General features: G+C 57.8%; 21 protein-coding genes. 9 read left to right on the top strand and 12 right to left on the bottom strand.

Annotation, left to right across the window (positions count from 1 at the left end; genetic code table 11):
- Nucleotides 1-32: 32 nt before the first annotated feature.
- The 3 genes from murA (at nucleotide 33) to VB780_RS28340 (ending at nucleotide 3,385) form a co-directional block, all read left to right on the top strand.
- Nucleotides 33-1,385 carry a UDP-N-acetylglucosamine 1-carboxyvinyltransferase gene (murA, locus tag VB780_RS28330; protein ID WP_323354543.1) on the top strand — a complete coding sequence of 451 codons (1,353 nt, stop codon included), beginning with the start codon at nucleotides 33-35 and terminating at the stop codon, nucleotides 1,383-1,385.
- Nucleotides 1,386-1,556: 171 nt separating this feature from the next.
- Nucleotides 1,557-2,921: an FAD-binding oxidoreductase gene (locus VB780_RS28335; protein ID WP_323354544.1), complete on the top strand. Its 1,365-nt coding sequence runs from the start codon at nucleotides 1,557-1,559 to the stop codon at nucleotides 2,919-2,921.
- 8 nt (nucleotides 2,922-2,929) lie between these two features.
- The gene (locus VB780_RS28340; protein ID WP_323354545.1) at nucleotides 2,930-3,385 is read left to right on the top strand and encodes a hypothetical protein; all 456 of its coding nucleotides are present in this window, start codon (nucleotides 2,930-2,932) and stop codon (nucleotides 3,383-3,385) included.
- Nucleotides 3,386-3,393: 8 nt separating this feature from the next.
- Here the strand turns inward: VB780_RS28340 and VB780_RS28345 are convergent, their stop codons facing one another.
- Genes VB780_RS28345 through menA form a run of 3 tightly spaced genes read right to left on the bottom strand, consistent with a single transcriptional unit; the run spans nucleotide 3,394 to nucleotide 6,746 of the window.
- Nucleotides 3,394-4,818, bottom strand: coding sequence for an AMP-binding protein (locus VB780_RS28345; protein WP_323354546.1), 1,425 nt, complete (start codon nucleotides 4,816-4,818; stop codon nucleotides 3,394-3,396).
- Nucleotides 4,803-5,795 carry an o-succinylbenzoate synthase gene (locus tag VB780_RS28350; RefSeq protein ID WP_323354547.1) on the bottom strand — a complete coding sequence of 331 codons (993 nt, stop codon included), beginning with the start codon at nucleotides 5,793-5,795 and terminating at the stop codon, nucleotides 4,803-4,805. Before VB780_RS28350 ends, VB780_RS28345 begins: the two co-directional genes overlap by 16 nt.
- 48 nt (nucleotides 5,796-5,843) lie before the next feature.
- Nucleotides 5,844-6,746 (bottom strand): 2-carboxy-1,4-naphthoquinone phytyltransferase, encoded by a 903-nt coding sequence (gene menA / locus VB780_RS28355; RefSeq protein ID WP_323354548.1) that lies wholly within the window; start codon nucleotides 6,744-6,746, stop codon nucleotides 5,844-5,846.
- 227 nt (nucleotides 6,747-6,973) lie between these two features.
- Here menA and VB780_RS28360 point away from each other — a divergent pair, with 227 nt between their 5' ends.
- Nucleotides 6,974-7,351, top strand: a complete 378-nt coding sequence (locus VB780_RS28360) for a single-stranded DNA-binding protein (RefSeq protein WP_323354549.1) — start codon at nucleotides 6,974-6,976, stop codon at nucleotides 7,349-7,351.
- Between the two features lie 222 nt (nucleotides 7,352-7,573).
- Here the strand turns inward: VB780_RS28360 and VB780_RS28365 are convergent, their stop codons facing one another.
- The 4 genes from VB780_RS28365 to VB780_RS28380 form a co-directional block, all read right to left on the bottom strand.
- On the bottom strand, nucleotides 7,574-7,933 hold the full coding sequence (locus tag VB780_RS28365) for a DUF1823 family protein (protein WP_323354550.1): 360 nt from the start codon (nucleotides 7,931-7,933) through the stop codon (nucleotides 7,574-7,576).
- A gap of 218 nt (nucleotides 7,934-8,151) precedes the next feature.
- Nucleotides 8,152-8,376 carry a hypothetical protein gene (locus VB780_RS28370; RefSeq protein ID WP_323354551.1) on the bottom strand — a complete coding sequence of 75 codons (225 nt, stop codon included), beginning with the start codon at nucleotides 8,374-8,376 and terminating at the stop codon, nucleotides 8,152-8,154.
- On the bottom strand, nucleotides 8,336-9,832 hold the full coding sequence (locus VB780_RS28375) for a hypothetical protein (RefSeq protein WP_323354552.1): 1,497 nt from the start codon (nucleotides 9,830-9,832) through the stop codon (nucleotides 8,336-8,338). The genes VB780_RS28370 and VB780_RS28375 overlap by 41 nt, the downstream gene beginning before the upstream one ends.
- Nucleotides 9,833-9,936: 104 nt before the next feature.
- Complete coding sequence (locus tag VB780_RS28380; RefSeq protein WP_323354553.1) at nucleotides 9,937-10,368, bottom strand: DUF1622 domain-containing protein; 432 nt, start codon at nucleotides 10,366-10,368, stop codon at nucleotides 9,937-9,939.
- 69 nt (nucleotides 10,369-10,437) lie between these two features.
- Between VB780_RS28380 and VB780_RS28385 the strand changes: the two genes are divergently transcribed.
- A complete protein-coding gene (locus VB780_RS28385) occupies nucleotides 10,438-11,877 on the top strand; it encodes a cobyrinate a,c-diamide synthase (protein WP_323354554.1) in 1,440 nt (479 codons plus the stop codon).
- A gap of 99 nt (nucleotides 11,878-11,976) precedes the next feature.
- On the opposite strand, the gene VB780_RS28390 is transcribed toward VB780_RS28385, so the two are convergent.
- On the bottom strand, nucleotides 11,977-12,150 hold the full coding sequence (locus VB780_RS28390) for a hypothetical protein (protein ID WP_323354555.1): 174 nt from the start codon (nucleotides 12,148-12,150) through the stop codon (nucleotides 11,977-11,979).
- A gap of 211 nt (nucleotides 12,151-12,361) precedes the next feature.
- Nucleotides 12,362-13,021 (bottom strand): hypothetical protein, encoded by a 660-nt coding sequence (locus VB780_RS28395; protein ID WP_323354556.1) that lies wholly within the window; start codon nucleotides 13,019-13,021, stop codon nucleotides 12,362-12,364.
- A gap of 466 nt (nucleotides 13,022-13,487) precedes the next feature.
- On the opposite strand from VB780_RS28395, the gene petG reads away from it, so the two are divergent.
- The gene (gene petG, locus VB780_RS28400; RefSeq protein WP_194025903.1) at nucleotides 13,488-13,601 is read left to right on the top strand and encodes a cytochrome b6-f complex subunit V; all 114 of its coding nucleotides are present in this window, start codon (nucleotides 13,488-13,490) and stop codon (nucleotides 13,599-13,601) included.
- A 59-nt stretch (nucleotides 13,602-13,660) separates the two neighbouring features.
- On the opposite strand, the gene VB780_RS28405 is transcribed toward petG, so the two are convergent.
- Entirely contained in the window at nucleotides 13,661-14,908 is a 1,248-nt protein-coding gene (locus tag VB780_RS28405; protein ID WP_323354557.1) for an FGGY-family carbohydrate kinase, read from the bottom strand.
- Between the two features lie 40 nt (nucleotides 14,909-14,948).
- The gene (apcB, locus tag VB780_RS28410) at nucleotides 14,949-15,458 is read right to left on the bottom strand and encodes an allophycocyanin subunit beta (protein WP_323354558.1); all 510 of its coding nucleotides are present in this window, start codon (nucleotides 15,456-15,458) and stop codon (nucleotides 14,949-14,951) included.
- Between the two features lie 481 nt (nucleotides 15,459-15,939).
- Here apcB and glnA point away from each other — a divergent pair, with 481 nt between their 5' ends.
- Complete coding sequence (gene glnA / locus VB780_RS28415) at nucleotides 15,940-17,358, top strand: type I glutamate--ammonia ligase (protein WP_323354559.1); 1,419 nt, start codon at nucleotides 15,940-15,942, stop codon at nucleotides 17,356-17,358.
- 276 nt (nucleotides 17,359-17,634) lie between these two features.
- On the top strand, nucleotides 17,635-18,792 hold the full coding sequence (locus VB780_RS28420; protein WP_323354560.1) for a hypothetical protein: 1,158 nt from the start codon (nucleotides 17,635-17,637) through the stop codon (nucleotides 18,790-18,792).
- Nucleotides 18,793-18,867: 75 nt separating this feature from the next.
- Here the strand turns inward: VB780_RS28420 and VB780_RS28425 are convergent, their stop codons facing one another.
- Nucleotides 18,868-19,680: a helix-turn-helix transcriptional regulator gene (locus VB780_RS28425; RefSeq protein ID WP_323354561.1), complete on the bottom strand. Its 813-nt coding sequence runs from the start codon at nucleotides 19,678-19,680 to the stop codon at nucleotides 18,868-18,870.
- A gap of 107 nt (nucleotides 19,681-19,787) precedes the next feature.
- On the opposite strand from VB780_RS28425, the gene VB780_RS28430 reads away from it, so the two are divergent.
- Nucleotides 19,788-20,087 carry a hypothetical protein gene (locus VB780_RS28430; protein ID WP_323354562.1) on the top strand — a complete coding sequence of 100 codons (300 nt, stop codon included), beginning with the start codon at nucleotides 19,788-19,790 and terminating at the stop codon, nucleotides 20,085-20,087.
- Nucleotides 20,088-20,258: the final 171 nt, after the last annotated feature.

Consider the following 20,258-nt stretch of genomic DNA (forward strand, 5'->3'; position numbering starts at 1 on the left):
ACGAAATTTGGGAAAAGGTGGAGTTATCAGTCGTGGAGGACACCGCTATCGTTACGTCCATTGGTTTACCCAACCCTGTAGCCGCTGCCGAAGCGGATGGTGCTGTCCTTGAGATCACCGGCGGTACTCCCCTGAGGGGGCAAGCGACCATCAGCGGGGCCAAAAACTCGGCCCTGGTGGTGATGGCCGGTACCCTGCTGTGCTCACAGCCCTGCCGCATTCGCAATATTCCTCACCTGATGGATATTGAGCGCATGGGGGAGGTGCTCACCGCCCTTGGAGTAGGCCTTAAGCGCGAAGACGATGCCCTGGTGGTAGACGCCACCACCATTGCCCACACCAAAGCGCCCTACGACGTGGTCAGCCGCCTGCGGGCCAGCTTTTTTGTCATCGGTCCGCTGCTGGCCCGTATGGGGGTAGCCCGCATTCCCCTACCCGGCGGCTGTGCGATCGGGGCCCGCCCAGTAGAACTCCACGTGCGTGGGCTTCAGGCTATGGGGGCCGACGTACACATTGAGCATGGCACCGTGCACGCCTACGTACCCGGCAGCGGCGGCAGGCTGCAAGGGGCCAAAATTTATCTCGACTACCCCAGCGTGGGGGCCACCGAAACCCTGATGATGGCCGCTACCCTGGCCGATGGCGAAACCATTATTGAAAACGCCGCCCAAGAGCCCGAAGTCACCGACTTGGCCAACTTCTGCCGGGCCATGGGGGCACGGATTCGCGGCGCGGGCACCAACACCATCACCATTGCTGGGGTGCCCAGCCTGCACAGCACCGACTACGGCATTATTCCAGACCGCATTGAGGCCGGTACCTTGCTAGTGGCCGGGGCCATCACCCGCTCCGAAATCAGCCTTCACCCCGTCATTCCTGAGCACCTGACCGCTGTGATTGCCAAGCTCCACGACGTTGGTGGCCAGGTGGTAGTCGATGGCCCCAGCCGGGTGCGCTATGTGCCCTCCCGCAGAATTGCCCCCACTGACATTCAAACCGGGCCGTTTCCGGGCTTCCCCACCGATATGCAGGCTCAGTTTATGGCCCTGATGGCGGTCGGCGAAGGCAGCAGCCTGATCACCGAAACGGTGTTTGAAAACCGCCTGCGCCACGTGGCCGAACTCAACCGCATGGGGGCCGATATTCGCCTCAACGGCAACTGTGCCATTATCAAGGGCGTTCATCAGCTGTCGGGAGCGCCGGTGTTGGCCACCGACCTGCGGGCCTCGGCGGCGCTGGTGCTGGCCGGTCTAGCGGCCAAGGGCACCACTACCATCCAGGGTCTGCACCACCTCGATCGCGGCTACGACGATCTGGAGGGCAAGCTCCGGCTACTGGGCGCAAACCTGCGTCGCTATAACGATGGCTCGATTCCCGCTATTTAGCGTTAGGCGCTAACGGCGATCGCATTCACAGAGGGCCAGAGTAGGAAGCTGCTTTGGCCCTTTACTCTGATGGCTAGGGATTGGGTTGGCGATCGCGCTCTTATATACAGACCGGCCCCCCGATCGGCACCTTACACTAGCAATAGCAATCTTCTACTAGTTGACTTGTCTATGACCCTGGCTCGCCCCGCTACCGACTGGGATGCTCTAGCCCAAGCTTTTGGAGCGATCGAAACCATTCGCGACCCCAACCAGCGCGAAAAACTTTCCAAAGACTACTACTATTTCAGCCCGGTGCTAAAGGATCAGCTGGCGGATTTGGTGGCCGACTTGATCGTGCGCCCCACCAGTGAGGCAGAAGTATTGTCGGCGGCCAAGGTCTGTGTCGAGGCGCGGGTACCTGTTACCGTGCGAGGGGCGGGCACTGGCAACTACGGCCAGTGCATTCCCCTAGAGGGCGGGGTGGTGCTGGATCTCAGTAAAATGAACGCGGTGAAGCGGGTAGAGCCAGGAGTAACCTGGGTCGAGCCGGGGGCTAAACTCTCCGCAATTGATAAAGTCACCCGCGAAACCGGCTGGGAACTGCGGATGTACCCCTCCACCTACCGCACGGCGACCATTGGCGGGTTCATTGGCGGCGGCAGCGGCGGTATTGGGTCAATTATGTACGGGCAATTGCGCGATCGCGGCAACCTCAACGCCGTGCGGGTTGTCACCTTCGAGGACAATCCAAGGGTGATCGAGCTGCGGGGCGACGCGGTGCAAAAGGTTAACCACGCCTACGGCACTAACGGCATTATCACCGAGCTAGAGATTCCCCTCGGCCCGGCCTACCCCTGGGCGGAGGTGATTGTGGCCTTCGACGACTTTATGACCGCCGCCCATTTTGGTCAGGCCCTGGGCGATGCCGATGGGCTGATCAAAAAACTGATCAGCATCCACGCCTGGCCGATTCCCAACTATTTTGCGTCGCTGAAACCCTACCTACCCGAGGACAAAGCGGCAGCGCTGCTGATGGTGGCCGAGCCTTCCCTGGCTCTATTTGGCGAATTGGTGACGGAATTTGGCGGCACCATTACCTACAGCAAATCGGCCCAGGAGGCCAGCAAAGGCGCACCCCTGGCGGAGTTCACCTGGAACCACACCACCCTCCACGCCCGCAGCGTTGATCCCTCACTCACCTACCTACAAACCCTGTTTCCCTACGACCCCAAGCTGGAGCGGGTGCGCCACTTCTACGAGCACTTTGGCGACGAGGTGATCATGCACCTGGAGTACCTGCGCATGGGGGGCAATACGATTCCGGCGGCGCTGCAAATTGTGCGCTACTCGACCCCGGAACGGCTGGCGGAAATTATTCGCTACCACGAAGAGCACGGCGCGCTGATTGCCAACCCCCACACCTACCTGCTCGAAGACGGCGGTATGAAGAAAGTGGACGCGGTGCAGGTGGATTTTAAGGCTGAGGTTGACCCCTATGGGCTGCTTAACCCCGGCAAAATGCGCGGCTGGTTAGAACGAGCTGAGGCGAAATAGAGGCTGTTGTGGCGATCGCGAGTCCATTCACCGACGAAGACCGAATTGAGTCACTGAAGGCAGCCGTTCTCGCGGGTATCGCTGCTGGGATAGTGGCGGCAGTGCTGCTACTGGCCCATCGGGTGCCATCCCTCGGTTTGGGCGCAGCCCTGACCTCGATCGCATCAGGTCTAAGCGGCAGCACCTTTTGGGTCAGCGCCCTCATTGCCGGACTCTCCGGCGGACTCTTCGGCATCACCTATCGCTACGCCGTGCGCCAAGACGAAAACTCCCAGCTGAAAGCCGGAGTGGTGCTGGCCTTTAGCCTGGTGCGGGGGCTGGCTCTGGTGAATGTGGCGGCGGCGGTGAGCCTGCGGGGCTGGCCCTTTGCAGCGGCGATCGCAGAAAGCCTGCTCATATTCACCACCGCCGCCGCCAGCCTAGAACTTGCCCGCCAGCAAAACTGGATACAACCTGTGAAATGAGTCAGGAATTATATAGAGTCCATGCCCAAAATCTTTTGCGCCAGAGCTAATGCCTGGGGCCGACTGAGTTTGCCCTGGGCGGTTCTGGGTAGGGCGCTAACGAGAATCCACTGCTTGGGTAGTTTGTAAGGGGCTAGCAGCGATCGCAGCAACCCCGGCAGGTCTGCCAGCCGTTTTGCAGAATCCATCACCACCAGGGCGCAGAGCCGCTGACCCCAGCGATCGCACGGCAACCCCACCACACAGGCATCGCTCACCCAGCCCGTTGCCAACAGCACCGCCTCGATCGCTTCAGGAAAAACATTCTCGCCGCCGGTAATGATTTTGCTGCTGCTGCGCCCGACAATGTGCAGATAGCCCCCAGCATCGAGATAGCCCATGTCATCGGCAGTGAACCCCGTAGGGTGGGCAGTGCCGATGACATGGGCAACCTTTTCGTTGTAACCCTGATCGCTAGAACAATCCGTATATCCCAAAGCCAGGGATTTGGTCTGAATCACCACCCGCCCCGTTTGCCCCGATCGCTGAGGCTGGCCCTGGTCGTTGAGAATAGCGAGATTGACGTGGGGCAACGGTCTGCCGCTGCTGCGGTTTCCGGCCAAAAATTCCTCTGGCAGTAGGGTGGCGACCTGGGCAGCGGTTTCGGTCATGCCGTAGGTGAGGGCAACGGGAATGCCCAAAGATTGCGCTTGGTCGAGGAGTGACTTTCCCGCCGGAGCGCCCCCCAGCAACACCGCCCGAAAGCTTTGTAGCCAGGGGATAAATTCATCACCCAGGGCTAATAAATCCTGAAGCTGAGTCGGCACTAGCGAGAGAAACCCGCCGGGCGGCAGCAGCCACCGTTCCCTATTTTTGAGTTTGCTGTAGGACTGAAGCGCTAGCTGCCCGCCCGAAGTTAGCACCCGCAGCGCCTGCATCAGCCCGCTAACGTGGAACAGCGGCAGCACGCAGTAGGCTTGGACGGCCCCCACCCCAAAGTGAGCCCGAAATCCTGCAATGGCGACGCTCAGGGTATCCCAGGTATGTACCGCAAACTTGATCTGCCCCGACGATCCACCTGTAGGAATGAGAATTTGCCCTGGTTGACTTTCCCTGACTTGGCAGGGGTAGCTCTTGATTCCTGGGCGAAGGGGAGCATTCAAGTTAGGACTAACCAGGGCTTGTAGCTGCTGGCGATCGCGATCGCCCCAGCGCGGGTTAGCCAGTACCACGGTGCAGCCCTCCGACCAGGCCGACAGGCAGGTCGCCAAAAAAAGCAGCGGGTCAGGCTCGATGATTAAAACTCCGGGGCTGTGGGCACCGCAGGATTCTTTGTACGCAGCAAAAACAGATATCAGTTCACCAAGGCGCTGCCAAAATTCCTCACTGCTGAGGCCAATCAGCCAGCCGTCGCCCCAGCGAGTTTGAAGCAGCGTTTTTAAAGTCTGTCCCATAGTTCGGCGGGGGTGAGGGTATCCCAGTCGTCGGCAAACCACCCCTGGGTGCAAAAGCCCAGCGCTGGAGCCGGGGAAGGAGAACAGCGGGCGGCGATCGCCAATGCAGCCCGTCGTCCGATCGCAGTTTCAAAGGCAGAGGAAAAGACTAGGCGGGGCTGATGCTGTTGGCAGAAGGCTTGAAGCCGCTGGGGCGAACCCGCGATCGCAGGCTTGACCACAAACACCCCTCGCCAGCCCCGTTGCCAACAATCCTCTAGCTGAGCTACCGTAGCGACCGATTCATCCAGGGCGATCGCGGTTTGATATCGCTCCCCCAGCGCTGTCATGGCCGCTAGCTGATCGGGCGGCAACGGCTGCTCTAAATATTCAACAGTAGCCCATTGAGGATTGGCGTTGATGCGATCGCAAACCGCCAGCCACTGCTCGGCCTGGGCCAAACTCAGCCCGCCATTGGCATCGAGCCGCAGTCGAGCATCGGGGGGCAGGGCTTTCACCAACTGACCTAGCCAGTGAATTTCGTCCGCGATGGGATGCACGCCAATCTTCCACTTGAGGGTGCGATGGCCCTGGGCCAAGCGCTGGGAAGCGATTTCTACCACAGTTTCGCCAGCGGGTAAGAGGCCGCAGATATTGGCGTTAGCAACGCTATCCGCAGGAATCGCCGGTTCTTGCCCAGCGAGTTGCCCCGTCAACTTGGCCTGGGCAGATTCCAGCCCAAATTGGGTAGCTGGGAGGGCATCGGGAATCTCCTCACCACGCCAGTCCCCCCCCTGAGCACGACAAAATGCCAGCGCCTCGGCCATCGTCTCACTGCCAAACCAAGGAATCGGGGCCACCTCACCGTAGCCCGATCGCCCCTGGCTATCCCTTAAACAAATCAGCAGCCCCTCTCGCCATCCCCAGGGGCCATGGGCCGTGTGCAAGGGTTGGGCAAATCGCCTGCGGTAGGGCCGCATCGCCAACTCAATACCCATTCGCCTAGCTGTCAATTTAAAGTTCAAAACTCAAAATTCAAAACCTCGCTAGGCGCTCAGCCAAAACCCCAGACTCAACAACACTCCGCTCCAAAAATGAAAGCCAATGGCAAAAAACTTGGCGTTGAATACCCGCTCGGGTTGGTCGTGGTAGCGGGTAACGTGGCGGCTCAGCCGCCAGGCCGAGGGCAGGCTAAGAAACACCAGCGCCGTCCAGACCGGGAAAAGGCCGAGCATCAGGGCCAGGGCGGCGATCGCAAACGCCATTCCACAAGTCCAAGGAATCAGCGCCGCCCCGCGCTTCGTGCCCAGGCGCACGATGGGCGATCGCTTCCCCGCTGCCACATCATCCTCCACCTGGTGAAAGTGGGAGCAAAACAGCACCAGCGTTGTGGTCAGCCCCACGATCACCCCGGCCATTTGGCTGCCCCACGACCAGCTCTGGGTCTGGCTGTAGTAGGCCGCCCCCATCGCCAGCGGGCCAAAGCTCAAAAAGCACAGCACCTCCCCCAGCCCCTGATAGCCCAGACGAAAGGGTGGCCCCTGGTACATGTAGCCCAGCCCGCAGCAGAGCAGGATGATCCCTAGCACCGTGGGGTCTTGTTGGTAGACCGCGATCGCCACAATGCCTGCAATGCCGAAGCCCAAACACAGGTTCGCCAAGACAAACACCAATTTTCGATTGCGGGTGAGATTGACTACAGAATGCGCCTTATTGATATCGATGCCGGTCTCAGAATCAAACACATCATTACTGAGGTTTTCCCAAGCCAAAATAAGCACCGCCGCTATCATAAATAGGGCGAAAATGCCGCCGTTAAACTGGCTGGTTTCAGCGTAGGCGATCGCGCTGCCCACCACCATCGGCATGATGGCAACGCTATACATAGGGGGCTTTATAGCCGCTAGCCAGAGTTTACGGTCAGCTTGATTTACCGATTGGGTGGTCATGGCACTGTAATTCCTTCAGGCCTAGCATATCGCTAAGCTGGAACCCTAGCCGAGCCCAGCTCAACAATCCCCGTTTCCCTGCACCGCTAAATATACGTAGGTATCAGTCTAAAAAGTTACGTAAAAATCCATAGCAAATTGTGAATTTAGCTTGTGCATATTAAAGCCACAGGCATCTGTCGCGTCGGGCGGGGTCTGATTGCATCTAACCCAAGGAGACCCCAGCTATGTCCAGTCGAGGATTAAACCTGTGCACCCTATCCGGCAACGTCGCCGCCGACCCTCAGGTGCGCCACATTGAGCGCAAAACCGGCGGCAGCGCCCAGGTAGCCGAAATCACCATCTACGTCGATCGCATCCCCAGCCGCAAAGAAAACGATAGCTTTACCGTCGATATCAGCGTGTGGGAAGGCTCCCCCGCCTGGCGCAAGCTCACCCACGTCAAAAAAGGCTCGTTGATTATCGCCAGCGGTGCGATCGACGCCTCCCCCTACGTCAGCAAAACTGACTCCCAGGCGCGGGCCGGGCTCCAGCTCAAAGCCACCGACATCTTTCTGGATTCTTCCCCTAAGGCCGAAGAGGCTAAACCAGCAAACGAGTTCTAACCCTATTGAGTTATTCTGCTAGCCTTTGACCCAACGGCTCTTACGACACAGGTTGCCGCCGCCAAAGCCCCTAGCAGAACCAGAATCCACGGAGAGAGCGCCGTGGGTTGAGAGCGAGGATGCGGGTTAACCGCATCCTTTTCTAATTTTGGACCGTTGGTGGTTTTCTCCTTTGAAGCCATTGCGGGTTGGTGCAGCCGTCTGAACAACGAACGGCTGCGCTCAGCCACCCACCACCTGCTGCTTGCGATAGCTCAGCAGCCAGTTCGCCATCGTGGCCCGCCGCGTTAACCGAGGAATTAGCTGATCGACCGTATAGCCCTTAAAGCCCAGTTCTTCCTTCAGCAACTGCTTATGCTCGGGGAGAATTGACCGGGTTAGCTGCACCGTCGCCGGGCGACTCTCAATGAAGTTCGGTGGCTCGGGATATTTCTCAGCCCAATCTGTGGCCACTGCTGAGTTGTCCCATCCATTTTCAGTTTCGCAATAGCCCAGGCCCTGCCACACCAAGCGATTTACGGTGTTGTCGTCAAGCTCGTCGTTGAGAATGGCCCATAGGGTATCGTCGGTCAATGGAGGCATAGTAGGTATTATGGGAGGATTAACCGGGTTGGACAGCCCCCGGCTGAAACGTCAGCCCATCAATGGCAAAACGCTGGCGCAAGAGGATCCCCAGGGTATGGTTTGCCATTTTAGCGGCAATACGAACGCAAAGGCCTGTGACGGTCTTTCTCCGCAAGCGTTCCAGGCTGCGTCCGGTGCGATTAGCGCTGGATCTTGATATAAAGCATTCCAAATGGCTATTTTCTCGGTCGTTGGCTGGGTTTCAAATACCGCCGGGGCTTCGATGGAGGCACGGATTTGAGCTGCGGGGTGACGTAGATTTGCAGGCTCCGCATCAGCTCAAAGCAAAGGGCGGCATCGGCTTGAGAAAGCCGCATGGCAAAATCTGGGCGTTTGGCACTGCCCACTGGTACCACCGCTTTAGGGAAACCATTGCCGTCCCAGGGCAGTGAATGTTTCACGGTGCTGGCGGAAGAGGGTGTAGCCGTAGACGGCGACGATCGCAAACAAGCACAGATGGGCGATCGCGCTATAGGTGCCGATAATATCGCCCGGCGTCCAGCCGTGGACGTTGATCAACTGGTTCATATCGCCGTGCTCGGCGTCGCCCCACATTGAGCCGAAGGGAATCGAAGCTTTGCCGCGCGGCACTTGCTGCCACAGCCACACCTGGCCCCAAAAGCAGAATGCCGCCCCCAGCACCACCGGAAACCGGTAAAAATCCCACCGAAAATACTCGGGCAAGGGGAAGTAAAAGCCCACGATCAGCAGGGCTGACAGATAGATTTCGCCACCGACACCGCCGAGGGAAAACAGCATGTCGAAGGTGTCTTCGGGCAGTAGCCAGGTCATGGCAAACTGCACCACCATGAGGATTACAGCCAGCACCATGGGCCAGCGTTTGCCCTCGCGTCGCCCGGCCCAAAACAGCAGACCCAGCAGGGTGAGAATGCCGAGGTAGACCCAGGGCGATCGCTGGGTGCTAATCGTCGTCCACCCGATGGGCAGGGGCAGCGCCTGCCGCCCCGCCAGCCAGGCTACCGTGGCGTGACCAAACTCGTGCAGCCAAATTTTGATGCCAAACAGCAGCGCGTTCACAATGGGTAGGGCGTTCATCACCATGCCCATCAGCATCAGCCCTGGAAAGATCAGCCCGTTGCTGTAGCGATTTTGAAACGACAGCAGGTCAGTATCGTCGGCCAGGGCGAGGGGGTTTGGCTGGGGCTTGAGGCGTTGCGATCGCGATCGCGGCACCCGGCTGATCCCTGGCACCGCTATTTCCCTCTCAGCCGAGTCTGGCCTAGGAGAAATATCGGAGGCGACAGCGCTCTGCTCTAGATGGGTTTTGAGGGTGGAGAAAGCCCACTTGAGAGGTTCTAGGGCGGCGCGATCGCCCCGTCGCAGCAGCTCTGCTCGCCGCTTGAAATACACAGATTCCACCTGAGGCAAGGTGTCTCCCAGCGACAGACCCAGTTCCTCGTAGGCGCGAACGACCGCCACTGGGGCTGGGGCAGCGGTGACGGAATTCGATTGTAGGGAGGGGAGAGCCGCATCGAGTCCATCGCCTGGAGGGCTGAGCGGTTCCCCAGCCTGCTCCTCACTGGCGAGGGGGGGCTCTGACGATAGGGACAGCAGGGCGATTTCCTCGCTCCAGACCGGCTGAGAATGGCCGGTCTGTTCGCCGTAGAGCTGCACAATGCCAATCGCCGGAGCCTGTAGTTTTGCCATGGTGCGGCGGGTGTAGGCCACCGTGGCGGCCTGGGGCGGGGCGGGGCTGCCGCTAAACCACAGCTGCAAACAGTAGCTCTGGCGATCGCCCCGCACGATGATGCCCTTGGGTTTGAGGGCATCGCTGAACAGGGTTGCGATCGCCGCCGCATCGCCCTCTTTAGCTTGTTCCAGTAACGAAGGTGACATGATCAGCGTCCTGGCCGTAACCTGTTCACCCAGAGTACCCAGACCCAAGCTCAATGGTCGAGGGATTGCCAGGGCAAGATGGACCTCGGCGGATTGAACGGCGGCTAGGAATTTGCGATCGCGGCTTCAGGGGCGGCTTCTTTGCCATTGGTATCGATCTCCAGAGTCAGATCACCGATTGCCTGACTACTGCGAATCGCTCGTTCTAGCAATAGATTCAGCGCCGTTCGCACGGCAATAATAATTACCAACCGGGCAATATCTTCCCACTGGCTCGACAGCATCGTCTTGAGAATGCTGGCTCCAACTAGAAAGCTCAGCCCCAGCGAGAAGGAATACCCCATGGCCAAACGGCTGCGCTGAAAGGCTGTGGTGGTTTGAGGCTTGAACAGTGAAGAGCGCAGAAAAATCGCCAGAGCGCGAACAATGCCAACTGAGATCACAAAGATCGCCAGCAGTTGGCACGTACTGATTAAAATTCCGCTCAAAGCCCAGACCAGGTCGGCCAGGTTGGTGCCAAGTAATTGAATATCCATAACTCAATTTTAGGGGCAATCCCCATCGCTATTGCAAAACCCTCGGTGCCTGCCTGAGGTCAAGATAAGATGGCGCTAGATTTATCCACGCCAGAGGAATCGCGGTTGAGTATAGGTGTATTTTCGGGGGGGCTAGTGGTGGCGGGCGAGCGCAGCGGCGTGGGCAAAACCACCATCACCCTGGCACTGCTGGCGGCCCTGGCGCAAAAATCCCCTCGGGTGCAGTCGTTCAAGGTGGGGCCAGACTACATTGACCCGATGTTTCACCACCGGGCCACGGGTCGCCCCTGCTACAACCTCGACCCCATTCTGACCTCAGAGACCTACGTGCAGCAGTGCTTTGCCCACCGCTGCCAGGGGGCCGACTTCGCCCTGGTCGAAGGGGTGATGGGTCTCTTTGACGGCGCATCGGGACTGTCGGATGTGGCCAGCACCGCCCACATCGCTCGGTTGCTAAACCTGCCGGTGCTGCTGGTGGTCGATTGCAGTCGCCTGTCGCGATCGGTGCTGGCCATCATCCACGGCTACCAGACCCTAGACCCCCAGGTGCGGCTGGCCGGGGTGGTGCTCAACCGGGTGGGCAGCGATCGCCACCTCGAACTCCTCACCCAGGCCTTAAAAAGCGCAGGCTTACCAATTTTAGGCGTTTTGCGTCGTCAGGATGCGATCGCCCTGCCCGATCGCCACCTGGGCCTTGTCCCCACCGCCGAACTTCCCCAGCTCCCAGACATTCTCGTTCGCCTCGCCCACCTCGGCCACACCTGCTTTGACTGGGATGCCCTTACCCCACTCTTGAAAACCTCCACCCCCCCGAACCCGGCAGACCCGTGGGTCTGTCCCTACCCATCCATCCACCCACGCACTCCCCGCCCTCGCATCGCCATTGCCCAAGACCCCGCCTTCAGCTTTTACTACCCCGATAACCTCGCCCTGCTCACGGCGCTGGGGGCCGACTTGATCCCGTGGAGCCCGCTGCGGGACGAACATCCCCCTGTTGCCGATGGGTTGTACTTCGGCGGCGGCTTTCCCGAAATGTTTGCCGCCGAGCTGGCCGCCAACCAGGGGTTGCGGTCAACGCTTAAGACCCTGATTCACCAAGGCCTGCCCGTCTATGCCGAATGCGGCGGGCTGATGTACCTGGCTACCACCCTGGTCGATTTAGACGACAACCCCTGGCCCATGGTCGGCGTGCTGCCCACCAACGTGCGCATGACTGGGCGGCTCACCCTAGGCTACCGTCACGCCTTGACAGAACAAAATAGCCTCCTCTTGCAGGCAGGCCAGACGCTCTGGGGCCATGAGTTTCACCGCTCTGAGACCGAAACGCTACCGCCCTTGCCCCTCTATCGGCTCAAACGTTACGAAGCCACTCGGCCTCACATCACCGAGGGCTGGAGCAACCATCGTGTCCACGCCTCGTATCTGCATCTGCACTGGGGCGGCTGCCCCGAGGTCGCTCAGGCCCTCATAGCCGTCTGTGGCCAGTACCGTAGAGACTCAGGGGGCTAAAAAAATAGGCCTCTTCCCACAGTGAGAAGAGGCCATTGATTCGCGTTTGCCGATCGCGCCAGGGCGCTAGTTCAATCGGCGGTGCTCATGGATGGCACCTTATAGATAGGCTTGGCCCAGCATGGCAGAAACTTGGATGTGGCGCTGAGCAGTCCAGCGATCGCCGCCAGCAGCCTTGGTACCCTTCAGTGCAGGCGCATAGGCGTTGCCCAGGGAATTGCTCATTTGCACGAGTTGCTCAGTAGTCCAGGCTTGGTTGGTTTGGTTGTTCATGGGTTCTCCTTTTTGCTTACCTATGCATACTAACAAAACAGTATTCTCTTATACCAAACACGACGCATATGCTGGGCATGAGGAGATTTGATGGATAATCCATCGTCCGGATGAGGTAAAGGCCCATCATCTGCACCCGCCAACAAAAAAGCCCCCAAACTTGGGGGCTTTTTTGTTGGCAAGACTAGTGGTAAACCTCGGGGTTTAATTCCTAGTCGCTAAAGCCAGAGATTATGGTCTTAGCCGCTGCGATCGCCTCCGTCAGTTGGGTAGAGTGCTCTGTTAGCAGGGTTGCTCCCGCCGTGGGGTCGGCAGCATCGATCGCGGCTGTGTCTTCTGACAGCAGGGCGATGGCGCTAGACACCTCTTCAAATGCCTGCTGCAGTTCGTCGAATTTGGTGCCTAGCTGGGTGTCAATTGCCTCTTTGAGCTGAGTGGGCGCGGCATCCAGAGTGGACTTAAATTTAGCCGTATCGGCCACCAGCGCATCAAAGGAGGTCGAGGCGGTATCTAGCGCAGTTTTTGAACTTTCAAGTTTAGGGCCGAGGGTGGTAGAGCTGATCGAAGTGGGGGCGGCGGCGGCTTTGCCGAGCTGCTTGGTCAGGTCTTTGGTAACTGACTTAAGGGGCTTGAGCGCTTCGCTAAATGACCCCTCCAGGGCGTCGGAGTAGTCGTCTAGAATAGCTTCGACATAGTCCTGGGCCGCCTTGGTCATCTTGAGATCCATGGTTTCGGTCAGGGTGCCCTTAGGAGAGGCCAACGCCTGAGACGATGCCCCAGGAACGCTCAAGAACATCAGAGTTACAACCAAAACCCCAGCCGCCATCGCCTTAAACGCTCGACCGGTGAGTTGATGTAGGTAAGTCAGCATGAAACCATTCCTAAAATTCTAAAGAACCACAGCATGTCGGCGGCTAGATTGAGTTGCTTGCATGCGAGTCGCCTAACCGCAATCTGTCTAGGCCAAACGAGTGACCAAGGTAATGCTTGAGGGTGTACCCGCCAAGAAGAAAATATTGAGAACTACTTCCCCTTGCAACACCCAAAAGTTAACCAAAGATAGCGAACAGCCCGCCAAAAAGACGTAGCTGAGCTTACTTCTTGCCACGATCTAAATGTATTGTATACAGTACACAACAGATTTACCGTTTTCAAGAATTCCGCAACAAATAAAAACTCCCCCGTATTTTGAGGTAAGACGGCTTCCTGTGACTCTGCCGCGCTGGTCTTCGACGAGCTGTCGATTAGCCTAGGCTATAGCCTGTGAGCCTGCCCCCAGGCTCTGATTAGTGCTATGGTTAAACCATAGATTTTTGTTGAGATTAAGGAGTATTGCTGTGGTTGAGCCTTTGCTAAGTGGCATTGTTCTAGGGTTTATTCCCGTCACCCTGGCCGGGCTTTTCGTCGCGGCTTACATGCAGTACCGTCGGGGCAATCAGTTTGATCTGTAGGCTTGCGGGTGAGAGGGCGATCGCCGCTCACGCTGGCATCACTGAATAGAATGCTTCAGTCAGCCCAGCGCCAAATAGGCACTGCCAACCGCCGCCTCCACCGAGGCGGCGTTTTTAATGGGCACCGGCAGCAGAGCGGCCCGCAGCTGCCGCCAGGTCTCGTTGGTGGCACCGCCCCCAGCGGTGTAGATCTGCCGCAGGGGCGATGCCCCATGCTGGCCCAACAGCTCGTAGCCCCGCTGCTCAATGCGGGCCATGCCCACCAGCAGTCCGTGCAAAAATGCGCTGTCATCCTCTGGGCGCGGCGAGAGCCGGGGGGCCAAGGCCGGGTCATTGATGGGAAATCGCTCCCCAGGCTCAGTCAGGGGGTAATAGTCTAGCTCCGTAGGCACGGTAGGATCGATGCGCTGGCTTAGGGCGTCTAGGGCTACTCGGTCAAAGAATTTTTCGAGTACGGCACCGCCGCTGTTGGAGGCTCCGCCCACTAGCCAGTGGTTCCCCAGACGGTGGCTGTAGATGCCGTATTCGCCCACATCTACCCGCTGGGCGCTGAGTAGCTTAATCGCCAGGGTTGACCCCAGGGAGGTGACGCCATCTCCAGGGGCGATCGCGCCACTGGCCAAAAAGGCCGCAATGCTGTCGGTGGTGCCTGCCACCACCTGACAGGAGGGGGACAGACCAAATTTCTGGGCTACGGTTTCCCTCACGCATGCCACCCCTTCCCCCGGTGCCAACACCCGAGGCAGCACCCCACTCCACGGCTGTCCCTGCATCCAGTTGGGATAGCCCAGATCGCCCACGTCGTAGCCCAGTTTGAGGCTGTTGTGGTAGTCGCTCAGCCCCCACTGGCCGTGGAGTTGGGCACCCAGCCAGTCGGCCTGGTGCAGCAAGTAGGCCGCTTGATGCCAGACCGCAGGCGGCAAGGTTTGGTGCCACCACACCAGCTTGGCCAGGCTCGATGTCGCGCTGGCGGCGGGGCTGTGGGCGGGGGCGATCGCATTGACAGTCTCTAGAGAATCTTTGCAGGGATGGTTGTAGAGCAGCGGCGGCGTCAGGGATTTTCCCGCTGGATCGCACAGCAGCACCGTACCGGAGGTGCCGTCGATGGCCACTCGGCTAATTTGCGGGGCGATCGCCCCCGGCAGCGCCGCCAACAGCGAAAACAGCGCCTGCCGCCAGCAATCTGGGGCGGGCCTATGGGGGTAGCCCTGGCGATATTGCCAACATAAATGCCGCTGCGGATCGACCACAGCGGCACGCACCCCGGAGGTGCCAAAGTCTATACCCAGAGCCAGGGGAAGGGTCATCACAGAGCAGCCGCTCGCTGTACCATTCCTCAAGCCCTGCCTAGATGCTGATCTCGCTCAGCGAACGGGTGATGTAGTCGAAGGGATAGTCAACCACCGAGGGATCGGCTATGCCAGCTTCTTGCACCTTGGCTTTCACCAGGTCTTTCATCAGCTGAATGCCAACTACCGTGGGGGCAATGGGCACGCCTAGGGAATTGTAGGTTTCGCGCAGGCCGGTCAGCACGCGCTCGTCGAGCACGTCGGGGTTGCCTGCCACTAGGGCATAGCTGCCGTAGCGCAGGTAGTAGTCCATGTCGCGCAGGCAGGCAGCGTAGCGACGGGTGGTGTAGGCATTGCCGCCGGGGCGAATGAGCTCAGGCACTTGGGCAAACAGAGTGACGCCCGCTTCTTTGACAATGCCAGCGGCGTTAGCGCTGATAATGGCCGCCACCTTGATGCGATCGAGACCGCTGTCAAAGTAGGACTTAATCGAGTCGAGGGCACTGCTATCGAGATAGCGTCCAGTGTTGTCGTAGGTCTTGATTAGCGTGGTGACAGCGTCCCGCATAGGTGGTTTCTCCCAACTCTCACTTGGCAAACAGCATTTTATAAATGACGGCAGGCTCTAGGCTGCCATGCCTGGTAGAGGCTCTAACCCTCATAAATACCAGGTTTTATCCTCGAAGAAGTTTACCACGGGGGCTTAACTCCTGGGTTGCCCCGGCCCGCCAGAGTCCCGGCTTTATGAGCGAATTGTTACAAAACATCATGGTCTGCCCCAGGGCTTTTGTCGGCTTTCCCTGACAAAAAGTAGTAGGTGATACAAAACGGGCTAACCCCTCTCCCTAGGATGATGCAGATGAGTTGATGCCTGTGGAACCAGCGGGGTCAGGCCTCCTGTGCCGGTAAACCGGTGTTGTATGAGGGTCTGCCCGGTGCCGCCTTGCCGATGGGCGAGGGAAAACCAGGTCTTGGCCAGGGCATCATCCACGACGAGTTAAATCGGTTTTCCCGACGGTTGAACGCTAAACGAGGCTAAGGAGTAGTTCATGGCAACCCCAGCAGACATCCTGAAATGGATTGAGGATGACGGCATTGAGTTAATCGATCTGAAATTTATTGACATGCCCGGCATCTGGCAGCACCTCACCCTGCACAAGAGCCAGATTGATGCCAGCAGCTTTACCGATGGGGTCGCCTTCGATGGCTCCAGCATTCGAGGCTGGAAGGCCATCAACGAGTCGGACATGATGATGGTGCCCGACCCCGATACCGCCTGGATCGACCCCTTCATGGCTCACCCCACCCTGAGCATGATCTGCACCATTAAAGAGCCTCGCACTGGCGAACTGTACGCGCGCTGCCCTCGGGCGATCGCCACCAAGGCGATCGAGTATCTGAAATCTACCGGCATCGGCGACACCGCTTTCTTTGGCCCCGAAGCCGAGTTCTTCATCTTTGATGACGTGCGCTTCGACCAGAACGAGCACTCCGCCTACTACTACGTCGATAGCGTTGAGGGCCGCTGGAACACGGGCCGCGAAGAAGTGGGCGGCAACCTGGCCTACAAGCCTCGCTACAAAGAGGGCTACTTCCCCGTCGCCCCCACCGACACCTCTCAGGACATGCGCAGCGAAATGCTGCTGGAGATGGCCAAGCTGGGCGTACCTATTGAGAAGCACCACCACGAGGTCGCGACCGGCGGCCAGTGCGAGTTGGGCATTCGCTTTGGTCGGCTAATCGAAGCCGCTGACTGGCTGATGATCTACAAGTACTGCATTAAGAACGTCGCCAAAAAATGGGGCAAGACCGTCACCTTCATGCCCAAGCCCCTGTTTAACGACAACGGCTCCGGCATGCATACCCACCAGTCAATCTGGAACAACGGCGAGCCGCTGTTTGCGGGCGATCGCTACGCCGGTCTGAGCCAGATGGCCCTGTGGTACATCGGCGGCATTCTCAAGCACGCCCCCGCCCTGCTGGCGCTGACCAACCCCACCACCAACTCCTACAAGCGTCTGGTACCCGGCTTTGAAGCGCCGGTCAACTTGGCCTACTCCCAGGGCAACCGCTCGGCCTCCGTGCGCATTCCCCTCTCGGGCGACAACCCCAAGGCCAAGCGCCTGGAGTTCCGCTGCCCGGACGCCACCTCGAACCCCTACCTGGCCTTTGCCGCGATGCTCTGCGCCGGTATCGACGGTATCAAAAACCAGATTGACCCCGGCGACCCGCTGGATGTGGACATCTACGACCTCAGCCCCGAAGAGCTGGCCAAGATTCCCTCCACCCCCGGTTCGCTGCTCGATGCCCTCAAGGCCCTCGAAGCCGACCATAGCTTCTTGACCAGCACTGGCGTCTTCACCGAAGACTTCATCAGCAACTGGATCGAGTACAAGCTCGACAACGAAGTCAACCCCATGCGCCTGCGCCCCCACCCCTACGAACTAGCTCTCTACTACGACTGCTAGAGCAAGGGGGCTAGCCTCTGGCTGAAAGACATGGGAAAAAAGAGGTCTGCGCTTAACGCTCAGACCTCTTTTCTTTAGGGATCGACTGCCAACATGTTTTGCAGATTCAAACCCCCGATCTATGCCCATCTCAACGGTAATTTTTCCTACATCCTTATTCTCTAGCTAAATCATGTTGAGACTCAGCAGGTTCACATTAAGGAAGTTGTAGCTTAGTTACAGCATCAAAAAAAGGTGAAAAGATAGTCCCATGCTGCATGGGAGTGAAAGGTTGCTATGGCTGTATTCTCGATGCGTCACTGGTTGATCGCGCCGCTGGCGCTTGGGCTAATGGTCAGCGTTTTGATGGGGAAAGGTGCGATCGCCAGTGACCCGTCTGAATTGTTCAGTCTGTTGCAACCGATTCAGGTCAGCGTTAACAATAGCTTCGTTAGCCCGCTGGTGGAGCTATTTGGAGATGTGTCGATTGGACAGCAGGTTTTTGTGGCGGGTAACACGATCGTCAGAGCTGACCCCGAGACACAGATCTGCATTGGTAATGAAACCAATCTTCAAGACAACATTGTATTTTTAGCCGTTCATGACTCCCCAGCACCTGCCGCACCCTGCGGCGAAAATTCTAGCAGTACTGGAGAGCGTAACAGTATTGCTCACCAGGCAATCGTCAAAAATTCGCAAATCGGCGATTTTACTTTTGTAGGCTTCCATGCCCAATTAAACAATGTGGTGCTAGAAGATGGTGCCTTTGTTTTGCACGGTGCGCGACTAGAAAATGTCCGAATTAAGCGCGATCGCATTGTTCCGATTGGGGCGGTAATTACAACTCAAGCTGAGGCAGATGCTTTACCGCTAAAAACAGACGCCAATACCGAATTTCAAGATGAAGTTTTAGAAGTTAATGAAGAGTTTGCCGAGCACTATCCTGAATTGTTTGAATCTGAGGGCTTTGCCGCAGTCAGTGGAGTGAGTGTTGCACCCTCAACCAGTTGGAATCAAAATCCCGTCTTCCCTACCTTGGGCGACGGGGTTCAGCTAGCCGAATTTGTTCGCATCATTGGAGATGTTCGACTTGGCAGTAATAGTACCGTGGGCGAGCGGACATCTATTCGAGCCGATGAAGGTACGCCGATTGTGATTGGTGACAATGCTGCGATCGAAGATCGAGTGACCTTTCATGCTCTCAAAGGGACAAGTATTAACATTGGTTCTGGCTTAAAAACTAGCGACAACATTGTTTTCCATGGGCCATTAGAAGTGGGCAATGATCTGACTATTGAAGACGATGCTATTCTCTTTCGCTCTACAGTAGGCAACAATGTCACGATTGGCGACAGAGCGATCGTAGTAGGTGTCACCTTAGCCGATGGAGCGATTGTTCCTCCTGATAGCATGATTACCACTCAAGAACAAGCTGATGCTCTAAATAATAGCTAGTATGTCGATTGGAATAAGAGTTCGAAATCGGTTGCAGTAGTATAGCCAAGCGGCCAGTATTTCTTCAAAAAATACCTATTGAACCTGCGCTTTGAGCACTGCGTAGGTAGCCTCATCGGCGGCAAATAAATGTTCGACCCGCAACGACGCTAACGTGATGTCTTGCGGTGTTCCAAAAGTCGTAAACATGCTAAAAAACGCTAGTTCACCATACTCAGTAGCGTAGCGCGTTGTCAGTACTGGAGCTGTGGGGCGCGACCAGTTTGTATGCAGGTTCTCTGTGCCCAGACTACTGTGCAGCATGGCTTCAAAAGCATCTACCTTAGGCGTCAGCGCAGGCTGCACAGAAGCTTCGTGCCGCAGGTGCGCCAGCAATGTGGGGCCGACCTCTTCCAAATTGATGATTGGTTTGGCAAACCCCTCTGGGTGAACCAACAGATCCAGCAAGTTGATCGGCGTATTGTCTGGTGGTAAATCAACCGCCGCTCCTGGCATTAATGCAGCCGCCAACCATTGACCGCCTCGATTTAGACGCAGTAAATTCCAGTGCTCGTCGATAACCAACGCGGGCATCGGGTCGTGGGCGAACAACAGCTGCGCTAGTGCCGAGTTTATCTGCTCTAGTGCTGGGTCATCTAGGAGCGCAGCGGTGTAAACCGGCGCATAGCCCGCCTGCAACATGACCTCATTGCGCACCACCAGCGGGGCGTCTAGCTCTTGCAGCCAGGCCAACAGCAGTTCGCGGCTGGGCTTGGCGCGGCCACTTTCCACAAAACTCACATGCCGCTGCGACACCCCCAAGCGCAACGACAGCTCTAGCTGGCTCAGCCGCTGGGCTTTGCGCACCTGGCGCAGGGTGCTAGTCAAGGTTTGGGTAGACGGGTTCATTGTCCAGAGTTAACCACAACCAGCGTCGATTTTATTACCTGGGAGGTAATTGATTCTATAACGTAGACGCTCAATACTGGATGTGCCAATCCTAAAGAGGTTTAGTCATGCAACGCAGTTTACTCGTCTTTACCCTGATTTTGTTTGGGGCACTGAGCGCTATAGCGCTCTGGCAGTCTGGCTATTGGGGCATTCTTGCACCCCACTTTCAGAGTTTTGGGGAAGGCCAAGTCTTGGCTGATCTGGTCATTGCCCTGAGTCTGGCTATGGTTTGGATGTGGCGGGATGCCAAGGCAATGGGCCGCAACCCCTGGCCTTGGATGATTGCCACTCTAACTACTGGATCGTTTGGGCCATTGTTCTATCTGCTCACCCGTAAATCGGCAGAGGCTGAAAAAGTTGGGTGATGCTAGATCCGACTCGCAAAACCCCGATTTGAAACCGATGTCTGGTAGGGGCATTGCAGTGTGTCACGCGCTGTAAGGTTGTCCCCCCTAATGCGACATCAGGTTAGGCCCCCTGCTGGATCAGGGGGTTCTTTTTGTAGAGTGGGTGAGTTGCAGGGTTTGCACGGCGTG

The organism is Leptolyngbya sp. CCNP1308, assembly GCF_034932455.1.
GTDB lineage: Bacteria > Cyanobacteriota > Cyanobacteriia > Phormidesmidales > Phormidesmidaceae > Nodosilinea.

Bases quoted from the DNA above. Each gene is read 5' to 3' on its own strand.
- VB780_RS28375 (WP_323354552.1), bottom strand. From the start codon at position 9,832: ATGTCACCTTCGTTACTGGAACAAGCTAAAGAGGGCGATGCGGCGGCG.
- VB780_RS28350 (WP_323354547.1), bottom strand. From the start codon at position 5,795: ATGGGTATTGAGTTGGCGATGCGGCCCTACCGCAGGCGATTTGCCCAA.
- VB780_RS28420 (WP_323354560.1), top strand. From the start codon at position 17,635: ATGGCTGTATTCTCGATGCGTCACTGGTTGATCGCGCCGCTGGCGCTT.
- VB780_RS28405 (WP_323354557.1), bottom strand. From the start codon at position 14,908: ATGACCCTTCCCCTGGCTCTGGGTATAGACTTTGGCACCTCCGGGGTG.
- VB780_RS28365 (WP_323354550.1), bottom strand. From the start codon at position 7,933: ATGCCTCCATTGACCGACGATACCCTATGGGCCATTCTCAACGACGAG.
- VB780_RS28335 (WP_323354544.1), top strand. From the start codon at position 1,557: ATGACCCTGGCTCGCCCCGCTACCGACTGGGATGCTCTAGCCCAAGCT.
- VB780_RS28345 (WP_323354546.1), bottom strand. From the start codon at position 4,818: ATGGGACAGACTTTAAAAACGCTGCTTCAAACTCGCTGGGGCGACGGC.
- VB780_RS28390 (WP_323354555.1), bottom strand. From the start codon at position 12,150: ATGAACAACCAAACCAACCAAGCCTGGACTACTGAGCAACTCGTGCAA.
- VB780_RS28430 (WP_323354562.1), top strand. From the start codon at position 19,788: ATGCAACGCAGTTTACTCGTCTTTACCCTGATTTTGTTTGGGGCACTG.
- VB780_RS28395 (WP_323354556.1), bottom strand. From the start codon at position 13,021: ATGCTGACTTACCTACATCAACTCACCGGTCGAGCGTTTAAGGCGATG.
- VB780_RS28425 (WP_323354561.1), bottom strand. From the start codon at position 19,680: ATGAACCCGTCTACCCAAACCTTGACTAGCACCCTGCGCCAGGTGCGC.
- menA (WP_323354548.1), bottom strand. From the start codon at position 6,746: ATGACCACCCAATCGGTAAATCAAGCTGACCGTAAACTCTGGCTAGCG.
- glnA (WP_323354559.1), top strand. From the start codon at position 15,940: ATGGCAACCCCAGCAGACATCCTGAAATGGATTGAGGATGACGGCATT.
- VB780_RS28360 (WP_323354549.1), top strand. From the start codon at position 6,974: ATGTCCAGTCGAGGATTAAACCTGTGCACCCTATCCGGCAACGTCGCC.
- VB780_RS28380 (WP_323354553.1), bottom strand. From the start codon at position 10,368: ATGGATATTCAATTACTTGGCACCAACCTGGCCGACCTGGTCTGGGCT.
- apcB (WP_323354558.1), bottom strand. From the start codon at position 15,458: ATGCGGGACGCTGTCACCACGCTAATCAAGACCTACGACAACACTGGA.
- VB780_RS28385 (WP_323354554.1), top strand. From the start codon at position 10,438: ATGGCGCTAGATTTATCCACGCCAGAGGAATCGCGGTTGAGTATAGGT.